This window comes from Actinomadura syzygii, assembly GCF_008085905.1.
GTDB classification, from domain to species: Bacteria; Actinomycetota; Actinomycetes; order Streptosporangiales; family Streptosporangiaceae; genus Spirillospora; species Spirillospora syzygii.
In genome coordinates this window covers 14254-31536 of record NZ_VSFF01000019.1, presented here as the reverse complement: position 1 = coordinate 31536, position 17283 = coordinate 14254, and the positions used below count along the sequence as shown (strand labels likewise).

General features: G+C 72.3%; 12 protein-coding genes. 3 read left to right on the top strand and 9 right to left on the bottom strand.

Annotated elements, in window-relative coordinates; all coding sequences use genetic code 11:
* Nucleotide 1: 1 nt before the first annotated feature.
* The 7 genes from FXF65_RS40540 to glf form a co-directional block, all read right to left on the bottom strand.
* Nucleotides 2-1513 carry a sulfatase family protein gene (locus tag FXF65_RS40540; RefSeq protein WP_148355804.1) on the bottom strand — a complete coding sequence of 504 codons (1512 nt, stop codon included), beginning with the start codon at nt 1511-1513 and terminating at the stop codon, nt 2-4.
* A 74-nt stretch (nt 1514-1587) separates the two neighbouring features.
* Nucleotides 1588-2787: an acyltransferase family protein gene (locus FXF65_RS40535; RefSeq protein WP_148355803.1), complete on the bottom strand. Its 1200-nt coding sequence runs from the start codon at nt 2785-2787 to the stop codon at nt 1588-1590.
* Nucleotides 2784-3926: an acyltransferase family protein gene (locus FXF65_RS40530; RefSeq protein ID WP_148355802.1), complete on the bottom strand. Its 1143-nt coding sequence runs from the start codon at nt 3924-3926 to the stop codon at nt 2784-2786. The genes FXF65_RS40535 and FXF65_RS40530 overlap by 4 nt, the downstream gene beginning before the upstream one ends.
* On the bottom strand, nt 3923-4702 hold the full coding sequence (locus FXF65_RS40525) for an ABC transporter ATP-binding protein (RefSeq protein ID WP_148355801.1): 780 nt from the start codon (nt 4700-4702) through the stop codon (nt 3923-3925). Before FXF65_RS40525 ends, FXF65_RS40530 begins: the two co-directional genes overlap by 4 nt.
* The gene (locus FXF65_RS40520) at nt 4702-5583 is read right to left on the bottom strand and encodes an ABC transporter permease (RefSeq protein ID WP_246199428.1); all 882 of its coding nucleotides are present in this window, start codon (nt 5581-5583) and stop codon (nt 4702-4704) included. The genes FXF65_RS40525 and FXF65_RS40520 overlap by 1 nt, the downstream gene beginning before the upstream one ends.
* On the bottom strand, nt 5580-7598 hold the full coding sequence (locus FXF65_RS40515; RefSeq protein ID WP_148355799.1) for a glycosyltransferase: 2019 nt from the start codon (nt 7596-7598) through the stop codon (nt 5580-5582). Before FXF65_RS40515 ends, FXF65_RS40520 begins: the two co-directional genes overlap by 4 nt.
* Nucleotides 7595-8773 carry a UDP-galactopyranose mutase gene (gene glf / locus FXF65_RS40510; RefSeq protein WP_148355798.1) on the bottom strand — a complete coding sequence of 393 codons (1179 nt, stop codon included), beginning with the start codon at nt 8771-8773 and terminating at the stop codon, nt 7595-7597. Before glf ends, FXF65_RS40515 begins: the two co-directional genes overlap by 4 nt.
* 267 nt (nt 8774-9040) lie before the next feature.
* Between glf and FXF65_RS40505 the strand changes: the two genes are divergently transcribed.
* From FXF65_RS40505 to FXF65_RS40495, 3 genes are read left to right on the top strand one after another with little or no spacing between them, the layout of a single operon-like run.
* The gene (locus FXF65_RS40505) at nt 9041-10339 is read left to right on the top strand and encodes a hypothetical protein (protein WP_148355797.1); all 1299 of its coding nucleotides are present in this window, start codon (nt 9041-9043) and stop codon (nt 10337-10339) included.
* Nucleotides 10336-11274: a glycosyltransferase gene (locus tag FXF65_RS40500; RefSeq protein WP_148355796.1), complete on the top strand. Its 939-nt coding sequence runs from the start codon at nt 10336-10338 to the stop codon at nt 11272-11274. Before FXF65_RS40505 ends, FXF65_RS40500 begins: the two co-directional genes overlap by 4 nt.
* A 36-nt stretch (nt 11275-11310) precedes the next feature.
* Nucleotides 11311-14523, top strand: coding sequence for a hypothetical protein (locus FXF65_RS40495; RefSeq protein WP_148355795.1), 3213 nt, complete (start codon nt 11311-11313; stop codon nt 14521-14523).
* Nucleotides 14524-14537: 14 nt separating this feature from the next.
* Here the strand turns inward: FXF65_RS40495 and FXF65_RS40490 are convergent, their stop codons facing one another.
* A complete protein-coding gene (locus FXF65_RS40490; protein ID WP_148355794.1) occupies nt 14538-15515 on the bottom strand; it encodes a glycosyltransferase in 978 nt (325 codons plus the stop codon).
* Between the two features lie 200 nt (nt 15516-15715).
* Nucleotides 15716-17158 carry an LCP family protein gene (locus FXF65_RS40485; RefSeq protein ID WP_148355793.1) on the bottom strand — a complete coding sequence of 481 codons (1443 nt, stop codon included), beginning with the start codon at nt 17156-17158 and terminating at the stop codon, nt 15716-15718.
* Between the last annotated feature and the right edge of the window lie 125 nt (nt 17159-17283).

The following is a 17283-nucleotide window of genomic DNA, read 5'->3' as shown; positions in this document are numbered from 1 at the left end:
CTCACAGGTCGCGGCATTCGGCGCCCACGCAATGGCGGTACGAGGCGACCAGCGATTTGAGTTCGGCCTTGCGCGGTTCGGGCGCCTGCGTCCACAGATTGCCCAGCTCCCACGGATCGCGGGCGAGGTCGTAATACTCGCGGTCGCCGTTGTCGTACTCGACGTACAGCTCGTTGGCCGTGCGGACCGCGTAATACGTCGGCGGGTTCCCGCCGTACCGTTTCGGCAGGTCCGGGTCGTCGTGCCGGTAATTGGGGCCGAGATGCTCGATGAACGCGCTCGTCCGCCAGCCGGAGACGGGTTGTCCGCGCAGCAGCGGGACGAGGGAACGGCCGTCCGCCGAGTCGGCGGGCCGCAGCCCCGCCATTTCCTCGATGGTCGGGCAGATGTCGGTGTTCTGCGCGAACCGCTGCTCGGTCTTCCCGGCCGGGACGCCGGGCCCCGCCACGATCAGCGGCACCCGGATATCGGTGTCGTAGGCGGTCAGCTTCCCCTCGACGAGCCGGTGCTGCCCGAGGTGGTAGCCGTTGTCGGAATTGAAGACGAAATAGGTGTCGTCGGCGAGGCCCTTGGCCTTCACCGCCGCCTCCAGCGCGCCGATCATCCGGTCCACCGACTGGACGGCCCGCACCCGCTGCCTGAACGCCTGGTCGACGCCGTGGAGTTGCCGGACGCGCAGCCTCGGGTATTTCCGCAGCCAGCCGGGCTTGTCGCCGATGTCGGGCTCGTTGAACCCGGGCGTGCGGGGCGCCCTGACGTTGGCGAACCTGCGGGCGTCCGCGGGCGCGGGCGTCGCGGGAGCGTGCGGCGAGAACGTCGACATCTCCAGCAGGAACGGCTGCCGGACGTCCGCCGCCCGGTTGATGAAGTCGACGCCTTTGCCGCTCAGCACGGTGTTCAGGTAATGCTGCGGGGAGCGTCCGTAGTGGGTGAGCGTCCCGTTTCCGTTCAACCAGTAGTTGTAGTTCGCGTATCCGAGACCGGTGACCTGCCATTCCGTCCAGCCGGGCGGAACGTAGGTCCGGGACGATCCCTGCTGCTTCGTCGTCTCGTACCCGTTCAGGTACTTGCCCATGAGCGCGGTGCGGTAGCCCGCCTTCTGCAACGCCACGGCGAACGTGTCCTGCTCGTTGCCGCGGTCGCGGAACACCGGGAAACCGCCCGTGGGCGGGTCATTGCTGCGGACCCCGGTGTTGTGCGGGTATTTCCCGGTCAGGATCGTCGCCCGGGACGGGCAGCACAGCGTGTCCGCGACGAAGTAGTTCGAGAACGTCAGGCCGCGCTGCTGCAACCGCTTGACGTTCGGCATGTAGTCGACCAGGTCCCACGAAAGGTCGTCGGTCAGGATGTAGACGATGTTGGGCCGCCCCTTTTCGGGTGCGCGCGTCGCCTCCACCTTTCCGTCCTTGCGGTCGCCGGATTCCTGGGAGCGCAGGCATCCGGCCAATGGCAGGGCCGCGACCAGCAGCGCCGCCACCGGCACGACCCATCGTCGCGGCTTCGCGGCGAGCATCACACACCCTTCGGACCGGCGGGGGGACTGACCGGGCGGCTGGCCGCGCCGGGATCGGGATCGATTTGATCAGGTTAGGGCACCGAGGCGGGCGGGACCGCCGGAGCGTCCTGCCGCGCGGCCTCCCCGCTCTCCGGCGGGCCGCCGTCCGGCGGCGGCCCGGCGGGGCGCGCGCCGCCGGCGCGGATCTGCGCCATCGCCGCCGCGAGCCGCGGCCGCATCAGCGCCTGCGCCGGACGCTCCACCAGCCAGTGCACGGCCGCCGCCGACGCCACCGCCGCCGCGACGATGACGGGCAGGATCGTCCACCGGTCGAGGAACGGGTGCGGGAAGAACACCTTCACGATCGCCCGCGCCACCGTCTCGTGCAGCAGGTAGAGCGGGTACGCGAGCCCGCCGAGGACGGTGAAGAGGCGCCACCGCAACCACGACAGGCGTCCGAACGCCGCGAGCGCCATGACCACGTAGAACACCGTCACCACGACGGGAATGACGATCTCGTGGACGCCCTTCCACGCGTTCAGCGGGCTGACGCCCTCGACGAGGTAATGCACCGACAGCGCCCACGACGCGGCGAGGACCAGCCAGAGCGCGATGTTCGACCCGAACCGGTGCAGCAGGAAGAACGCCATTCCGGCGATGAAGAAGGGCGCGGTCTCCGGCAGGACGACGGTCTGCAGCATCGCGCTGCCGCCCTCCTTGGCGAACGCGCCGATGATCAGCCAGGAGACCATGAACGTCACGCAGCGCGCGTACGTGATGCCGACGCGGGCGAAGATCGCGATGAGCACGTAGAAGTGCAGCTCCACCCACAGCGCCCAGTAGACGACTTCGAGCGGGGCGATGTGCATGCCGTCCTGGAGCATGGTGAGGTTCGGCAGGACGCGCCGGACCGGGTCGGCGCCGTTCCCGTACGGCACCGCCGACCCGCAGACCAGGTACAGCGTCAGGCTGAGCAGGACGCTGACCCAGTACGCCGGGTACAGCCGGACGACGCGCGCGACGGCGAAGTCGCCCGCGCCCCGTCCCCAGGCGGACATCAGGATGACGAAACCGCTGACCATGAACACGAGCTGCACGCCGAGGTACCCGAAGTGGGCGACGTCGGCCAGCTCGGGATAGATCTTCTGCGCGTCCCGTCCGGCCCAGACGGTGCTGCGCACGCCCGCGAAATGGTGCAGGACGACGAAGCCGACCGCGACGAAGCGCAGCAGGTCCAGCTCGCGCAGCCGGGTCGGCGAGGCGGGGGCGGCGAGGGCGGGGGGACGGGTCATCGGGATGCCTCCGCGGGACTGCGGGACGGGGTCTGGCGGCGGACGGCCGGGAGCCCCTCCCGGCGCAGCCGGGCGAGGGCGGCCTTCAGCCTCCTGCGCGCCCAGCGCTGGGCGGGCGCCTCCACGAACCGCTGGACCAGGTATGCCGACGCGAGGGCGGCGGCGCAGGACACTCCGAGGAGCGTCCACCGGCCGAGGTGGGCGCCGAGCAGATCGTCCAGGACGCGGCCGACCGTCTCGTGCACGAGGTACAGCGGGTACGTCAGCGCGCCGAGGACGGTGAAGCCGCGCCACCGCACGATATCGAACATGCCGACGGACACCATCGCCATGACGAGGAACGCGAACGTGACGCCGCCGGTGATGACCGCGTCCCACACCTTCGGCCACTCCAGTTCCGGGTTGACGGACGCGATCCGGTAAGGGACGGCGAGCCCCCAGCACCCGAACACGATCAGCCACAGGAGCAGGTTCGGCCCGAAGCGGTGAATCAGATAGAACGCCATCCCCGCCACGAAGTACGGAGCCCACGGCGGCATCAGGATCGCGGCCAGCGGCAGGAAGTTCGCCTCCATCGAGAAGGTGCCGAGAACGATCCAAAGGACCATGAACGCAAGGCACCGCTCATAGGTGAGGCCGCGCCACACGAGCAGGGAGATCAGGACGTAGAAATGGAGTTCGACCCAGAGCGTCCAGTAGACGACCTCCATGTGGTTCACCCCGATGCCCATCTGGAACATCGTCATGTTCGGCAGGTACACGGCGATCGGGTTGTGGCCCGCCCACGGCGTCTGTCCGATGGCGAGGAACGCGACGGCGGCGAGCGTGACGCCGAACCAGTAGCCGGGGAAGATGCGGGCGACCCGGGACACCGCGAAGTCGCCGACGCCGCGTCCCCACGCGCTCATCAGGATCACGAACCCGCTGATGAGGAAGAACAGGTCGACGCCGAGGTTCCCGAAGTGCGCGATCTGCGCGATGCCCGGCATGTTGTGGTGGTTCTGGACGCCCCAGCCGCCGAGCCGTCCCACGTAGTGGTGGATCATCACGAGCATCGCCGCCACGAACCGCAGCAGGTCGATCTCCCGAAGACGCGCAGGCGGCGGATTCACCGGGGACATCGGGGACATCGGGGTCATCGGCCCGCCTCGGACGCCTCCGCCCGCCGCAGGCTCGCGCGGCGGCGCTCCTCCCGCTTCTGGAGGAGCATGTCGGCGGCGGTGTCGATGTCGCCGTCCCAGATCACGCGGCCGTCCTCCAGGAACACGCCGCGGGTGCAGAGCTGGCGCAGCAGCGTGGCGTCGTGCGCGACGATCACCATCGTGCGGCCGCTGTCGCGGTACTCGTGGAGCCGGTCGATGCATTTGCGGCGGAAGAGCGGGTCGCCGACCGCGAGCACCTCGTCGATGAGGAACACGTCCGGGTCGGTGTGGACGGCGATGGAGAACGCCAGCCGCATGAACATGCCGGACGAGTAGAACCGCACCGGCTGGTCGAGGAACTGCCCGATGTCGGCGAACGCCACGATCGAGTCGAACTTGCTCAGCGTCTCGTCGCGGTCCATGCCGAGGATGGCGCCGTTGAGGAAGACGTTCTCGCGTCCGGTGAGGTCGGGGTGCAGGCCCGCGCCGACCTCGATCAGCCCGGCGACGCGGCCGCGGACGCGGACCGAGCCCTCGTCCGGCGGCATCACCCCCGAGATGATCTTCAAGAGGGTGCTCTTGCCGGACCCGTTCACGCCGACCAGCGCGACGGCCTCGCCGACGCCGACCGTCAGCGTGACGCCGTCCAGCGCGGTGAACCGGTCGCGCAGCTTCTCGCGGCGCAGCGCTCGGACGGTCATGTTCTTGATCGAGCGCGCGTGCCGCAGCGTGAACCGCTTGGACACGCCGTCGATGACCAGGGCGCGGGGCATCACAGCTCCTCCGCGAAGCGGCGCTGCAACCGGGCGAACACGAACTGCCCCGCCCCGAGCAGCAGGACGCCCAGCACCAGCAGGACGAGGGCGTCCCGGGTGAGCCCGGCGGGGAACACGAACGTCCGGTCGGTCGTCGGCCACCAGAACGCGCGCTCGAACAGCAGCACCCCGACCGCCATCGGGTTCGACAGGTAGAGGTCGAGCCCCCAGCCGGGCGCGGTGTCGCGGACCATCGTCCACGGGTAGATCATCGGCACGGACCAGGTGACGAACAGGGTCGCGATGTCCACGACCTTGTCGGTGTCGCGGTAGAAGACGTGCAGCGCGGAGCAGATCAGCCCGAGCCCGATGCCGAGCACGGCGACGAGCGCGAACCCGAGCAGCGCCGACCCGATCGCGAGCGCGGACGGCGTCCAGCCCCAGGCGATCGCGACGCCCAGCGCGATCGCCACCCCCGGCAGCAGGTGCACGCACGACACCAGCAGCGAGGCGACCGGGAACAGCTCGCGCGGCAGGTACACCTTCCGGATCAGCGGCGCGTTCCCGAGCACCGAGTGCGTGGTGTTGATCAGCGTCTCGTTGAAGAACGAGACCAGCACGAGCCCGGAGAACATGAAGATCGGGAAGTGCTGGACGTTCTTGCTCATCCCGAGGAACACGCCCGCCACGAAGTAGAACACCGCGAAGTGCGCGGCCGGGCGGACGTAGGACCAGCCGAGGCCGAGCAGCGACCCCTGGTAGCGGGCGCGCAGCTCGCGCCGCACGATCAGCCGCAGCAGGTAGCGGCGGCGCAGGACGTCGGCGAGCCCGCCGCCCCGGCCCGGCTCGACCAGCTCGGGATCGTCCGGCCCGGCCGGGGCTCGCGGAGCGGTCGTCACCGGCGCCGCGCACGGTCGAAGGTCTCGCGCCATTCCTCCGGCGAGGTGAGGCCGGGCAGGGCGTCCCGGTACCGGCGGCTGAGCGGCGCCCAGTCCTTGCCGAGCCGGGCGTGCAGCGCCGACGCGCGCCGGATCAGCGACCAGAACCGCTGCGGGTCGCGCTGGTACCAGGAGACCTTCGTCCCGTCGGCGGACGACACGAGCGCGCTGTTGAACTTCGTCAGCAGCCACCAGGTCTGGTCGACATGCGGGACGAGCGCCTCCGGGTGCGTCTTCGGGAACGGCCCGACCGGCTTCACCTGCCGGGCCGCGCCGAGCAGCGCCGTCTGGAACATGGCCCGCCGGTTCTTCGGCGCGACGACGTCGCGGCCCTTGCGCGGCGGCTTGCTCCGCCGGACGGCGGGGAACTCGTCCAGGTCGGACCTGGCCTGCGCGTCCACGAACCCGGCGCGCAGCTCCCGCAGCTCGCCCATCTTCGTGACGATCGAGGGGTGCAGGTCTTCGGGGCCCTTGAGCGCGTCCTCGATCGCCATCAGCATCAGCTCGGCCGTGGAGTACTGCATGGCGAGCGCGTGCTTGATGGTGATGAAGAGGCTCTCCTTGAGCATGTTTCCGCCGCGCTCGTACGGCGAGTACATGAGCGCGGTGACGATCCTGTTCCGCTCGGTGAAGTACGCCTGCCAGTCGGTCATGACGTCCTTGGAGTGCCACGGGACGTGCCACACCGCCGCGCCCGGCAGCGAGACGGTCGGGAACCCGGCGGCCTTGGCGCGGAGCCCGTACTCGATGTCGTCCCACTTGATGAAGAACGGCAGCGAGAGCCCGATCTTGCGGATGACCTCCACCGGGATGAGGCACATCCACCACGCGTTGTACTCGACGTCCGCGCGGCGGTGCAGCCACGGGGTGTCGCGGAGCGGGTGGGCGGCGAGGTCGTGCGACAGCTCGGTGTGCGCGGCGGGCACCATCCACCAGCGGTAGCGGGCGATGCTCTCGCCGAACACGTGCAGCACCGACCGGTTGTAGAGGTCGAGCATGTGCCCGCCGACGAGCATCGGGCCGCGCGCCAGGTCGGCGAACGTCACCGAGCGGAGGATGCCCTCGGGTTCGAGGATGACGTCGTCGTCCAGGAGGAGCGCGTACGTGCTGCGCCCCGACTCGACGGTCTCGTGCATGACGCGGGCGAAGCCGCCGGACCCGCCGAGGTTGGCCTGGTCGATGACGCGGAGCCGGCCGCCGAGCGCTTCGGCGGCGGCGGCGAAGTCGGGGTGGTCCTCGACGCGGTCGGTGCCCTGGTCGACGACGAGGATCTCGTCCACGACGTCGAGGACGTCGCCGGACGCGGCGAGCGCCGTCAACTGCTCGACGCAGAACCTCGGACGGTTGAAGGTGGTGATGCCGATCGTCGCCGTGCCGGGCGCCGTCCGGTCGGTGGGCGCGCACCAGTCCGCGCTGTCGAGCACGGCGGTGCGGCCGTCGGCGACGATGTCGAACCAGTACCAGCCGCCGTCGATGAACGGCGCGAGCGGCAGGTCGACGACCCGCTCGACCGACGAGTCGGAGTCGACGTGCAGGGACTTGACTCGCTCCTGGTGCCCCTTGCCCGTCGACCGGTAGATGAGGATCGTCGCCTCGCCGCGGACCCGGACCCGCAGCCGGACGTCCTCGACCGTGCTCCACCTGCGCCAGTACCCGGCGGGGAACGCGTTGAAGTAGCTGCAGAACGACACCCGCGTCCCGGACGGGACGACGATGCTGCGCCGTCCGACGATCTCGGCGCTGTCGTCCTGGGACGAGGGGCGGTACGCCGCCGCCGGTCCCGCGTCGTCGTCCTGCTCGGCGAGGACCCGCTCGGCCGCGCTCTGCAGGTCGGCGGTGCGGCGTCCGAAGACCGCGTTCCCGTCCACGTACAGCTTGAGGACGTCGAAGTCGCGCTCGCCGGGCATCACGACCCGGTGCAGCACGCGCAGGCCCTCGCCGCTCGACTGTTCGTCGGTCACCTGTTCGTCGGTCATCGGTCAACTCCTCCGCTGGTCAGCCGCTCGCCCTGGGTGAAGTGGGGCCGCAGCCGGTTGTCGACCATGCCGAGCGCGCTGGCGATCGCCATGTGCATGTCGAGGTACTGGTAGGTGCCGAGCCGCCCACCGAACAGGACGCCGTCCTCCCGCCGGGCCAGCTCGCGGTAGCGCAGCAGGCGGGCGCGGTCGTCGGCGGTGTTGACGGGGTAGTACGGCTCGTCGCCGCGCTCGGCGGACCGCGAGAACTCCCGCATGATCACGGTCCGGTCGTCCGGGTAGTACCGCCGCTCCGGGTGGAAGTGCCGGAACTCGTGGATTCGCGTGTACGGGACGTCCTCGTCGGCGTAGTTCATCACGGCGGTGCCCTGGAAGTCGCCCGTCTCCCGGACCTCCGTCTCGAAGTCGAGCGTCCGCCAGCCGAGGTCGCCCTCCGCATAGTCGAAGTAGCGGTCGAGCGGGCCGGTGTAAACGACGGGGACGCGCCCGGCGAGGTCGTCGCGCAGGTCGAAGTAGTCGGCGCCGAGCCGCACCTCGATGTTCGGATGGTCGGCCATCCGCTCCAGCCACGCCGTGTACCCGTCGACCGGGAGGCCCTCGTGGGCGTCGCTGAAGTACCGGTTGTCGAACGTGTACCGGACCGGGAGCCGCGTGATGACCTCCGCCGGGAGGTCGAGCGGATCGGTCTGCCACTGCTTCGCCGTGTACCCGCGGATGAACGCCTCGTAGAGCGGGCGTCCGATGAGCGAGACGGCCTTCTCCTCAAGGTTGCGCGGCTCGCGTCCGGGCGCGATCTCGGCGGCCTGCTCGGCGATGAGGGCGCGGGCCTCGTCCGGGGTGAACGACCGGCCGAAGTACGCGCAGATCGTGCCGAGGTTGATGGGCAGCGGGTACACGCGGTCCTTGAACGTCGTGTACACGCGGTGCTGGTAGCCGGTGAAGCGGGTGAACCTGTTCGCGTACTCCCACACGCGCTCGTTCGACGTGTGGAACAGGTGCGCCCCGTACCGGTGGATCTCGATGCCCGTCTCGGGCTCGTCCTCGCTGTAGGCGTTGCCGCCGATGTGGTCGCGGCGCTCCAGGACCAGCACCCGCAGCCCCAGCTCGGCCGCGCAGCGCTCGGCCACGGTGAGCCCGAAGAAGCCGGAGCCCACCACTACAAGATCAACGTTCACGGTCCATCTTTCCTGCGACGCCCCCGCCGCGTCGGAGCGCGATCCGTCCCCGCGTCCTGGCCCGTGGCCCGCGGAGGGTCGGGGAGGGAGCGACGTCGAGGATCGGCACTGAGAACTGACACGAGTTGATCGACGATGCCGCCCGCTAAGATACCGACACCCTCATCCCCGTTGTGCTGAATGACCCCGGTTGGCCGGTTGTACCCTGCCTTGTGATCCGGACCGGCGTCCCGCGCGTCGCACCCGTCCAGCCAGAGGAGTCCACTGGTGGCTGAGGTCTCCGGCGGCTCCCCGCCGGTCGTCTACCTCCACGTCGGCGCCCCGAAAAGCGGCACGACATTTCTCCAGGGCCTGCTCTGGAAGAACGCCGACGCCCTTTCCGAGGCGGGTGTTCTCCTGCCGGGCGGCTCGTTCGACGCGCACGTCCGCGCGGCGCGCGACCTTCGCGGGATGAAGCCCGAGCCCGACGATCCCGGTCCCGGCTGGGACGGCGCCTGGGACGAGCTCGCCGAGGTGGTGAAAGCGTCGTCCGGGCACCGCGCCGCCGTCATCTCCAACGAGGTCATCTGCGCGGTGGACGAGGAGGTCGCCGGACGGGTCGTCCGGTCGCTCGCGCCCTGCGAGGTCCACGTCGTCTACTCGGCGCGCGACCTGGCGGGGCTGCTGCCGTCCGAATGGCAGGAGTACGTGAAGCACCGGTTCCACTACGGCTTCGACCACTGGCTGGACGAGGTGGTCGACGGCCCGCGCGACGCCGGCGCGGCCGGGTGGTTCTGGCGGGTGCACGACGTGTCCGACGTGCTCGGACGGTGGGCCCGGCACGTCCCGCCGGAACGGGTGCACGTGCTGACCGTCCCCGGCCCGGACGCGCCCCGCGAGCTGCTCTGGGAGCGGTTCGCCGGGCTGGTGGGCTTCGACCCGTCCGTGGCCGACCCGTCGGAGGCCCGCGCGAACGCCTCGCTGAGCTGGACGGAGACCGAGCTGCTCCGGCGGGTGAACGCGGCCGTCGACGAGGACGTCCCGATGTGGCTGTACCACCGCCTCGTCACCGACGTATTGGCGCTGACCGTCCTCCCCGGGCGGGGCGAGCCGGGACGGGTGCCGCTGCCCGCCGAGCGCCGCGCGTGGGCGGAGGCCGAGTCGCACGAGCGGGTGGACGCGATCCGCGCCGGAGGCTACGACGTGGTCGGCGATCTGGAGGAGCTGCGGCCGCGCGGGCCCGCGCGGCCACCCGCGTCCGGCGCGCCCGGCGACCCCGACCTTCTCGACGCCGCCGCCCACACCATCCTCGGCCTCCTCGACCGGGTCTCGGTGCTCACCGAAGAACTCACGGAGCTTCAGCGCGAACGCCGCGAACAGCACGAGACGGCGCTGCCCAAGCTGATGGCGCGCCACCTCAGCGAGCGCAGCGGGGCCGTGTGGAAGATGCGGGTCGGCTACTGGCATCTCGTCGAGCGGCTCAAGGGGATCGAGCCGCCGCCCGAGCCCGAGCCCGCCGCCGACGACGATGACGACGAGGCGGACGCGCCGGGCGCCGTCCTGTCGAGCAGGGCTTCGCAGCGATGAGGCCGACGGTGTACGCCGTCGTGGTCACCTACAACCGGCGCGACCTGCTGGCCGAGGCGCTGGACGCGCTGGGCCGCCAGACCCGGCCGCCGGACGGCGTCGTGGTGGTGGACAACGCGTCCGGCGACGGCACGGCGGCGCTCGTCCGCGACCGGTTCCCGGACGTCGACCTGGTCGAGCTGACCGAGAACACCGGCGGCGCGGGAGGCTTCGCGGCCGGGATCGCCCGCGTGCTGGACACCGCCCGCGTGCTGGCCACCGACCGCGCCGGGCTCCTCTGGCTGATGGACGACGACACGATTCCCGAGCCGGGCGCGCTCGCCGCCCTGCTGGACGCGCGGGAGCGCGCGGCGGCGGAACCCGTCCTCGTCGCGAGCCGCGTCGTGTGGACCGACGGCCGCGACCACCCGATGAACACCCCGCGCGTCAAGCCGGGCGCGTCGCGCGCCGAGCGGGCCGCCGCGTCCGCGGTGGGCTGCCGCCCGATCCGGTCGGCGTCGTTCGTGTCCGTCCTCGTGGACGCGGCGGCGGTGCGGGAACGCGGGCTGCCGGTGGCCGACTACTTCCTGTGGAACGACGACTTCGAGTTCACGACGCGGTTGCTGCGCGGACGGTCCGGGCTGTACTGCCCGGCGAGCGTCGTCGTCCACAAGACGCGGACGTTCGGCGGAACCGACGCCGACCCCGGCGACCGCTTCTACTACGAGGTGCGGAACAAGGTGTGGCTGTTCACGCGCAGCCGCGGCCTCGCGCCCGGGGAGCGCGTCCTGTACGCGGGGTCGTCCGTGCGGCGGTGGGTGCGCACGTACGTGCGGTCGGCGGACCGGGCCGTCCTGCGCAGGGGCCTGCGGACCGGACTCGCGGACGGGCTGCGGCGCCGTCCCCGCCCGACGACGGAGGTCATTTCGGCGGCCATGCGTCGATATGATCCCTGACGACCACGACCGCGGAGGGCCTACGGGGAGGCGGGTGTGACTCCGAAGGAGACGCCGGACGGCGAGCACGGAGGCGACCTGCCCGAGGCGGACGCCCCGGCTCCGCACCTGCCCGGCCCGCCGCCGCGCCCGCAGTGGCTGGACGACGAGGACGAGCCCGCCGCCGCCGACCCGGCGCCGGTTGAGGAACCGGCCGACGAACCGGCCGAGGACGACGGCAGGACGCAGGTCGTGCGGCAGGCCGCGCGACCGCCGCAGCCGCCGCGGCCGTCCGGTGGGATGGCCGACTTCACCATGACCGACTTCTCCCGGGGCACGGGCACGCCGTCCGGCGAGCAGGCCGAGGACGAGGAGGAGGGCGCCGACCGCACCCGCGCGGAGCGTCCGGCCGCCCGTCAGGCGCAGCCTGAGCAGCAACTCCCGCCGCTCCCCCCGTTCCCCTGGGCACAGGAGACCCCGCCCGCCGCCTCGCCGCAGCCCCCGGCTCCACAACCCCCCGCCCCGCAGCCGCCCGTTCCCCGGCCACCGGCCCCGGAGCCGTTCCCGTACGCGCAGGAAATTCCGGAAACACCGAAGCCTCCAGCGGCCGAGCCGTTCCCGTACGCGCAGGAGATCCCCGAAACACCCAAGCCCACAGCGGCCGAGCCGTTCCCCTGGGCGCAGGAGATCCCGGACACCCCGCGCGCTCCGGCCCCCGAGCCGTTCCCTTGGGCGCAGGAGATCCCCGGCCAGACATCTGGCCCGGCGGCATCACAGCCCTTCCCGTACGCCCAGGAAGTCCCCGGCCAGACATCTGACCCGAGGGCGTCACAGCCGTTCCCGTACGCGCAGGAAGTCCCCGGCCCGGGACCGACCGCGTCGCCGAGCCCGGTGGCGCCGCATCCGGTCGCTCCCCCGCCGCAGGTCGACGAGCCCTGGCGGCAACAGCCGCAGCCCAAGCGCAAGGGCGGTGGCGTCGCCAAGAAGGTGCTCCTCGGGGTGGCCGGGGTCGTGGTCGTCGGCGGTCTGGTCGCGGGCGGCTTCGTCATCCTGAACAGCCGCGGCGGTGATTCGGACGGCGGCGGCGAGGACGGCGCGCGGCTCGCCGGGAAGCTGTTCGCCGCCGACCCGGCGGCCCGCGTCGACGGACGCGACCAGGAGCTCACCGGCGTCGCGGCGTCCGGCGCCACGGTGGTCGCGGTGGGCGGCGAGGCCGACCCGGGCAACTACCGGGGCGTGTTCGTCGTGTCCACGGACGGCGGCCGGACGTTCAAGACGGCCGAGGTGCAGGGCGCGGACGGCGGCGAGCCCGGTCCCGGCGAGGTGCCGCGCGTGGTCGCGGGCGGCCAGGGCGGCTGGGTCGCGATCGGCAACCGCCCCGGCGGCGGCGCCGTGTGGACGAGCCCGGACGGCCGCGCCTGGCGCCGCCAGCCCGACGCGGCGGGCGACGTGTTCGGCCCCGGCAACCGCCTCACCCAGGTCATCGGCACCGACAAGGGCTTCCTCGCGCTCGGCGAGAACTCCCGCAAGGGCGACTTCAGCGACGCGACCCCGGCCGTGTGGCTGTCCGCGGACGGCCGCAACTGGGACGCGCTGACCGGCTCCCGGATCGGCGTCCCGCTGCGCGGGCGGGTCGTGCTGGAGGAGGCGGCGGCGAGCGGCGGCACGGTCCTGATGGAGAGCGCGCACACGCCCTCGCCGGGCAAGGCGTCGTTCCGCCGCGCGTGGCGGTCCACGGACGGCGGCCGCACGTGGTCGCCCGCCAAGATCCCCGCGCCGAAGGGCACCCGCGGCCTCCGCGTCGGCGGCGGCCGGGCGGGTCTCGTCGCCGTCCGCGAGGTCCAGTCGGGCAAGTCGGTGTTCGGGCAGGTGTACACGTCCCCGGACGCGGCCCGGTGGAAGGCGGCCGGGAAGCTGGCGCCGTCCGGATACCGGCAGGTCAGGCAGTTGCTGTCGACGGACGCCGGATACGCGGCCATCGTGGAGCGGGCGCGCGACATCGCGGTGAGCCGGTCCGCGGACGGCGCGTCCTGGCAGGACGCCGGGACGCTCTCCGCCTCGTCCGGCCGCAGCCTGCTCGGCGCGTCCGCGACCGCCGAGCAGACGGTGCTGGTCGGCCGCGACCCGGGCGAGGGCGACCTGAACCCGCTGCTCGCGGTGCGGGACGCGCGCGGCGCCGAACTCCCGGTCGACCCGCTGAAGATCCCCGGCGCGTTCCGTCCCGACCAGGCGGTCGCCGCCGTCGCCGCCGCGGACGGCGCACCGGCGGTCGCGGTCGGCAGCACCGGCGGCGACGCCGCGATCTGGTCGTCGGCGGACGGCGCGTCCTGGACGCGCGCCCGCTTCTCCGGCGGGGTGTCCCGTCCTGCGCTGCAACGCCTGACGTCGGTGGCGCACGGCGCCGCGGGCTGGCTCGCGGTCGGCGACGGCGGCGGCGCCCCGCGCGGCCCGCTGGTGATGACGTCGTCGGACGGCGCGCTCTGGCGCCCCGCCGACACCGACCCCGTGTTCGAGCGGAAGGGCTCGCTGCCGCTCGCCACGCAGGGCGCGGCCGCCGCGCAGGCGGGGTACGTCGTCGTCGGGGACGACGGGCCGTCCGGCGCGATCTGGTTCTCCCCCGACCTGAAGTCCTGGCAGCGGGGCCGCGGCGTGGGCCGCAACGACCTCACCGCCGACAAGGGCGGGGGCCGCTGGGTCCGCGACGCCGCGGGCGGGGCGTTCGGCTTCGCCGCGGTCGGCGGCATGCAGTGGCCCGGCAGGCCCGGCGGACGCCCGGCGGTGTGGAGCTCACCGGACGGCAGGAAGTGGCGGCTGCAGGAGTTGAAGCTGCCCGCCGGGCTGTCGCAGGGCTGGCTCACGCATGTCGCGGCGAAGGGGAACGCGCTGTTCGCGGCGGGCGAGGCGGTCGGCTCGTCCGGGACGGCGATGCTCGGCTACGTCTCCGCCGACGGCGGGCGGACGTGGCGTCCGGCGACGCTGCCGGCGTCCGGCTCGAACGACCCGGTCAGGGTGACGGCCGTGACGGCGACGCCGAGCGGCTTCGTCGTCGCCGGGACCGCCGGGCCCGCGGGCGCGGCCGACGTCGTCGCGTGGACCTCGGCGGACGGCGCGTCCTGGAAGGCGCAGGCGCCGGGCGACGACGTGCTCGGCGCGACCGGACGGCAGGAGATCACCGGCCTGACCCCGTTCAAGGGCGCCCTGCTCGGCGTCGGCCGCACGGTCGCCGGATCCGGCGAGCAGCCCGTCCTCTGGAAGCGTCCCGCGCCCTGACCGGGCCGCGCGGCTCAGTGCTCGGGTTGCGGCGGCGCCGGATCCAACCCGGCGGCGGGATCGTAGCCGTCCGCCGTGTGGGCGCGCTGGCGCGGCACGAACCGGACGGGCGGCTCCGCCGCGCCGCCGCGCGCGTCCTCCCGGTGGCGGGACCGGTTGCGCCGGGCGCCGTAGGAGGCGACCACCCGCCGGTAGAACGGCCTGCGGATCGCGGTCGGGACGAGCCGGTACCCGCCCCGCACCATGACGTTCCGCCAGTACTGCGGCTGGGAGATGAAGCCCTCCCGGAGCATCTGGCGTTGCAGCCGCAGCTCCGAGCGGAGCAGGTCGCGGCCGCCGCGCCGCTCGTACGCGCCGTCGCCGACCCGGTAGAAGACGAGCGGCTGGGGGACGTTCACCGTCCGCGCGCCGTTGGCGATCATCCGGGCGAAGAGCCAGTAGTCCTCCATCAGCGGGAGGTCGCCGTAGCCGCCCGCCGCGACGACGGCGCTGCGCCGGTACACGACCGTCGGATGGTTGAACGGGTCGTGCAGCCGCGAGTAGCGGGCGATGTCGGCCGGGTCGCTCGGCGGGATGCGCTGCCCGACGACGTCGGAGATGTCCTCGCCGAACTCCAGCAGCCCCGCGCCCACCAGGTCGGCGCCCTCGCGCACCAGCGGGACCTGGATCTGGAAGCGGTGCGGCATGGCGACGTCGTCGGCGTCCATCCGGGCGACGATGTCGTGGCGGGCGGCGTGCAGGCCCGCGTCCAGCGCCGGGCCGAGGCCGCGGTTCTGGTCGAGTTCGACGAACGTCACCTCGACCGGGCTGCCCTCGACCAGCGCGCGCAGACGGCCGGCGAGTTCGGCGGAGACCGGACCGTCCCGGACGAGGACGACATGGTCGGGACGGAGGGTCTGGTCGTGCACCGCACTGTGGAAGGCGTCCCGCACGTGTTCCTCGTGATCGCCGCCGTAGACGGTCATCAGGAGGCTGAAGGGTTCGGGCGTCATGCTTCCGTTCCGGGGGGAGCGTGGCCCTGAGAGCCCGGTGCGGGGGGCGGCTCCTCGGGGCGGAGGTCGGGAGGATTCAGTTGTCGCGTCCTAGGTGGGACGCCTTGGCGGCTTTGATGGTTGGCCCGGGTCAAGATACCGGTGTGCCACGACAAAAGGGCCGTGACCGAAGTGCCCGGTCGGCACCGGTCCGCCCCTGGTCAGGAATGCGCGCATACGTCGCGGTCTGCCCGGACCTCGCCCGCGACCTTCGGGACGGCGGCGTTCTGCCCGCTCAGCATCGCCCCGTCCTTGCCGATGACCAGGTACACGTAGCCGGGCTTGGCGGACGCCCACGGACGCGGCGGATGTCCCGGAACCGCGAGCGCCATCCGGGCGGCCTGCCGTTCGGCGCCCACCCCGTACAGGATCTGCGTGCGCGGATACCGCTTCTTCGTGCTGCCGACCTTGACGATCTGGAAGCCGCGCTCGGCGAGCTGGTCGGCGGTCCGCTGCGCGAGGCCCGGCATCGCGGTGGCGTTGAAGACCCCGGCCTTCACCTGGTTCGGCGGGACGGGCCGCACCCCGTTCTGCGCCACCACCGGCGCCGGCGCGGCGGGTTCGGGGAGCTTGTTGTCCTCCCGGACGGCCCGGAACAGCGGCTCCGCCTGCGCCTGGTCGAACTGGACGCGGTTCTTGTCCTGCGGGAACGCCTGCACCGGGACGGTGACGAACCGCACCTTCCCCGCGCTCATCCCGCGCAGGCTGCCCGCGAGCTTCTGCATGACCGAGAGCGTGAGCCGGTCGTCCGCCTTGATCGACTTGGTGGCGGCGGACAGGAACCCGTAGGTGCGCCCCGGGTCGGTGAGCATGCCCTTGTCCGTGGCCTTCTTGACGACGGACGCCATGAACGCCTGCTGCCGCTTGATCCGGTCGAGGTCGGAGCCGTCGCCGAGCACGTACCGGGTGCGGACGTACCCGAGCGCCTGCTCGCCCCGGACGACCTGCCGTCCCGCCTTGAGGTGCAGCTCGGCCTTCGGGTCGTCGATGGGCTTCGGCACGCAGATCTCGACGCCGTCGAGCGCGTCCACGACGCGTTTGAACCCGGCGAAGTCCACCTCGACGTAGTGGTCGACGTGGATCTTGGTGAGGGACTCGATCGTCCGCCAGGTGCAGGCCGGGCCGCCGTTGGCGAACGCCGCGTTGATCAACCCGAACTGGGCCGGGATCTTCGCGCCGTTCTTCTTCTCGCACTGCGGCATCTGCACCATCGAGTCGCGCGGGAAGCTGATCCCGATCGCGCTCTCGCCGCCGGGCGAGATGTGCAGCAGGACCGTCGTGTCCGAGCGCTGCCCGGCCTCGACGCCGTACCGGGCGTTCTCCCCCTCCCGGCTGTCGGACCCCATCATCAGGATGTTCAGCGAGTTGTTGAGCTTCGCCGGACGGTTCTCGCCGAGCCGGTCGTCGACGTGCTCGCGGTCGATCTGGCCGTCCAGCCTGCGCCAGAACCCGTAGGCGGTGAGGCTCGCGCCGACCAGCACCACCGACATCGCGACCGACAGCCAGCCGAGCACGCGCCACAGCCGCCCCCGCGCCGGCGGCCCCGGCTGCGGCGGGGCGGCGTCCGCGTAGTACACGCGGGAGGGCACGGCAGCTCGCGGCATCCGTCACATTTCAGCACAGTTTGGACAACGGTCACCCGCGTCACGGGAAAGTCGTCCGGCCCCGGGCGGGCGTGCCGGCGGCGTGCCGGAGGGTGTGCCGGGAGGGGCGCGGGAGGCCCACGGTG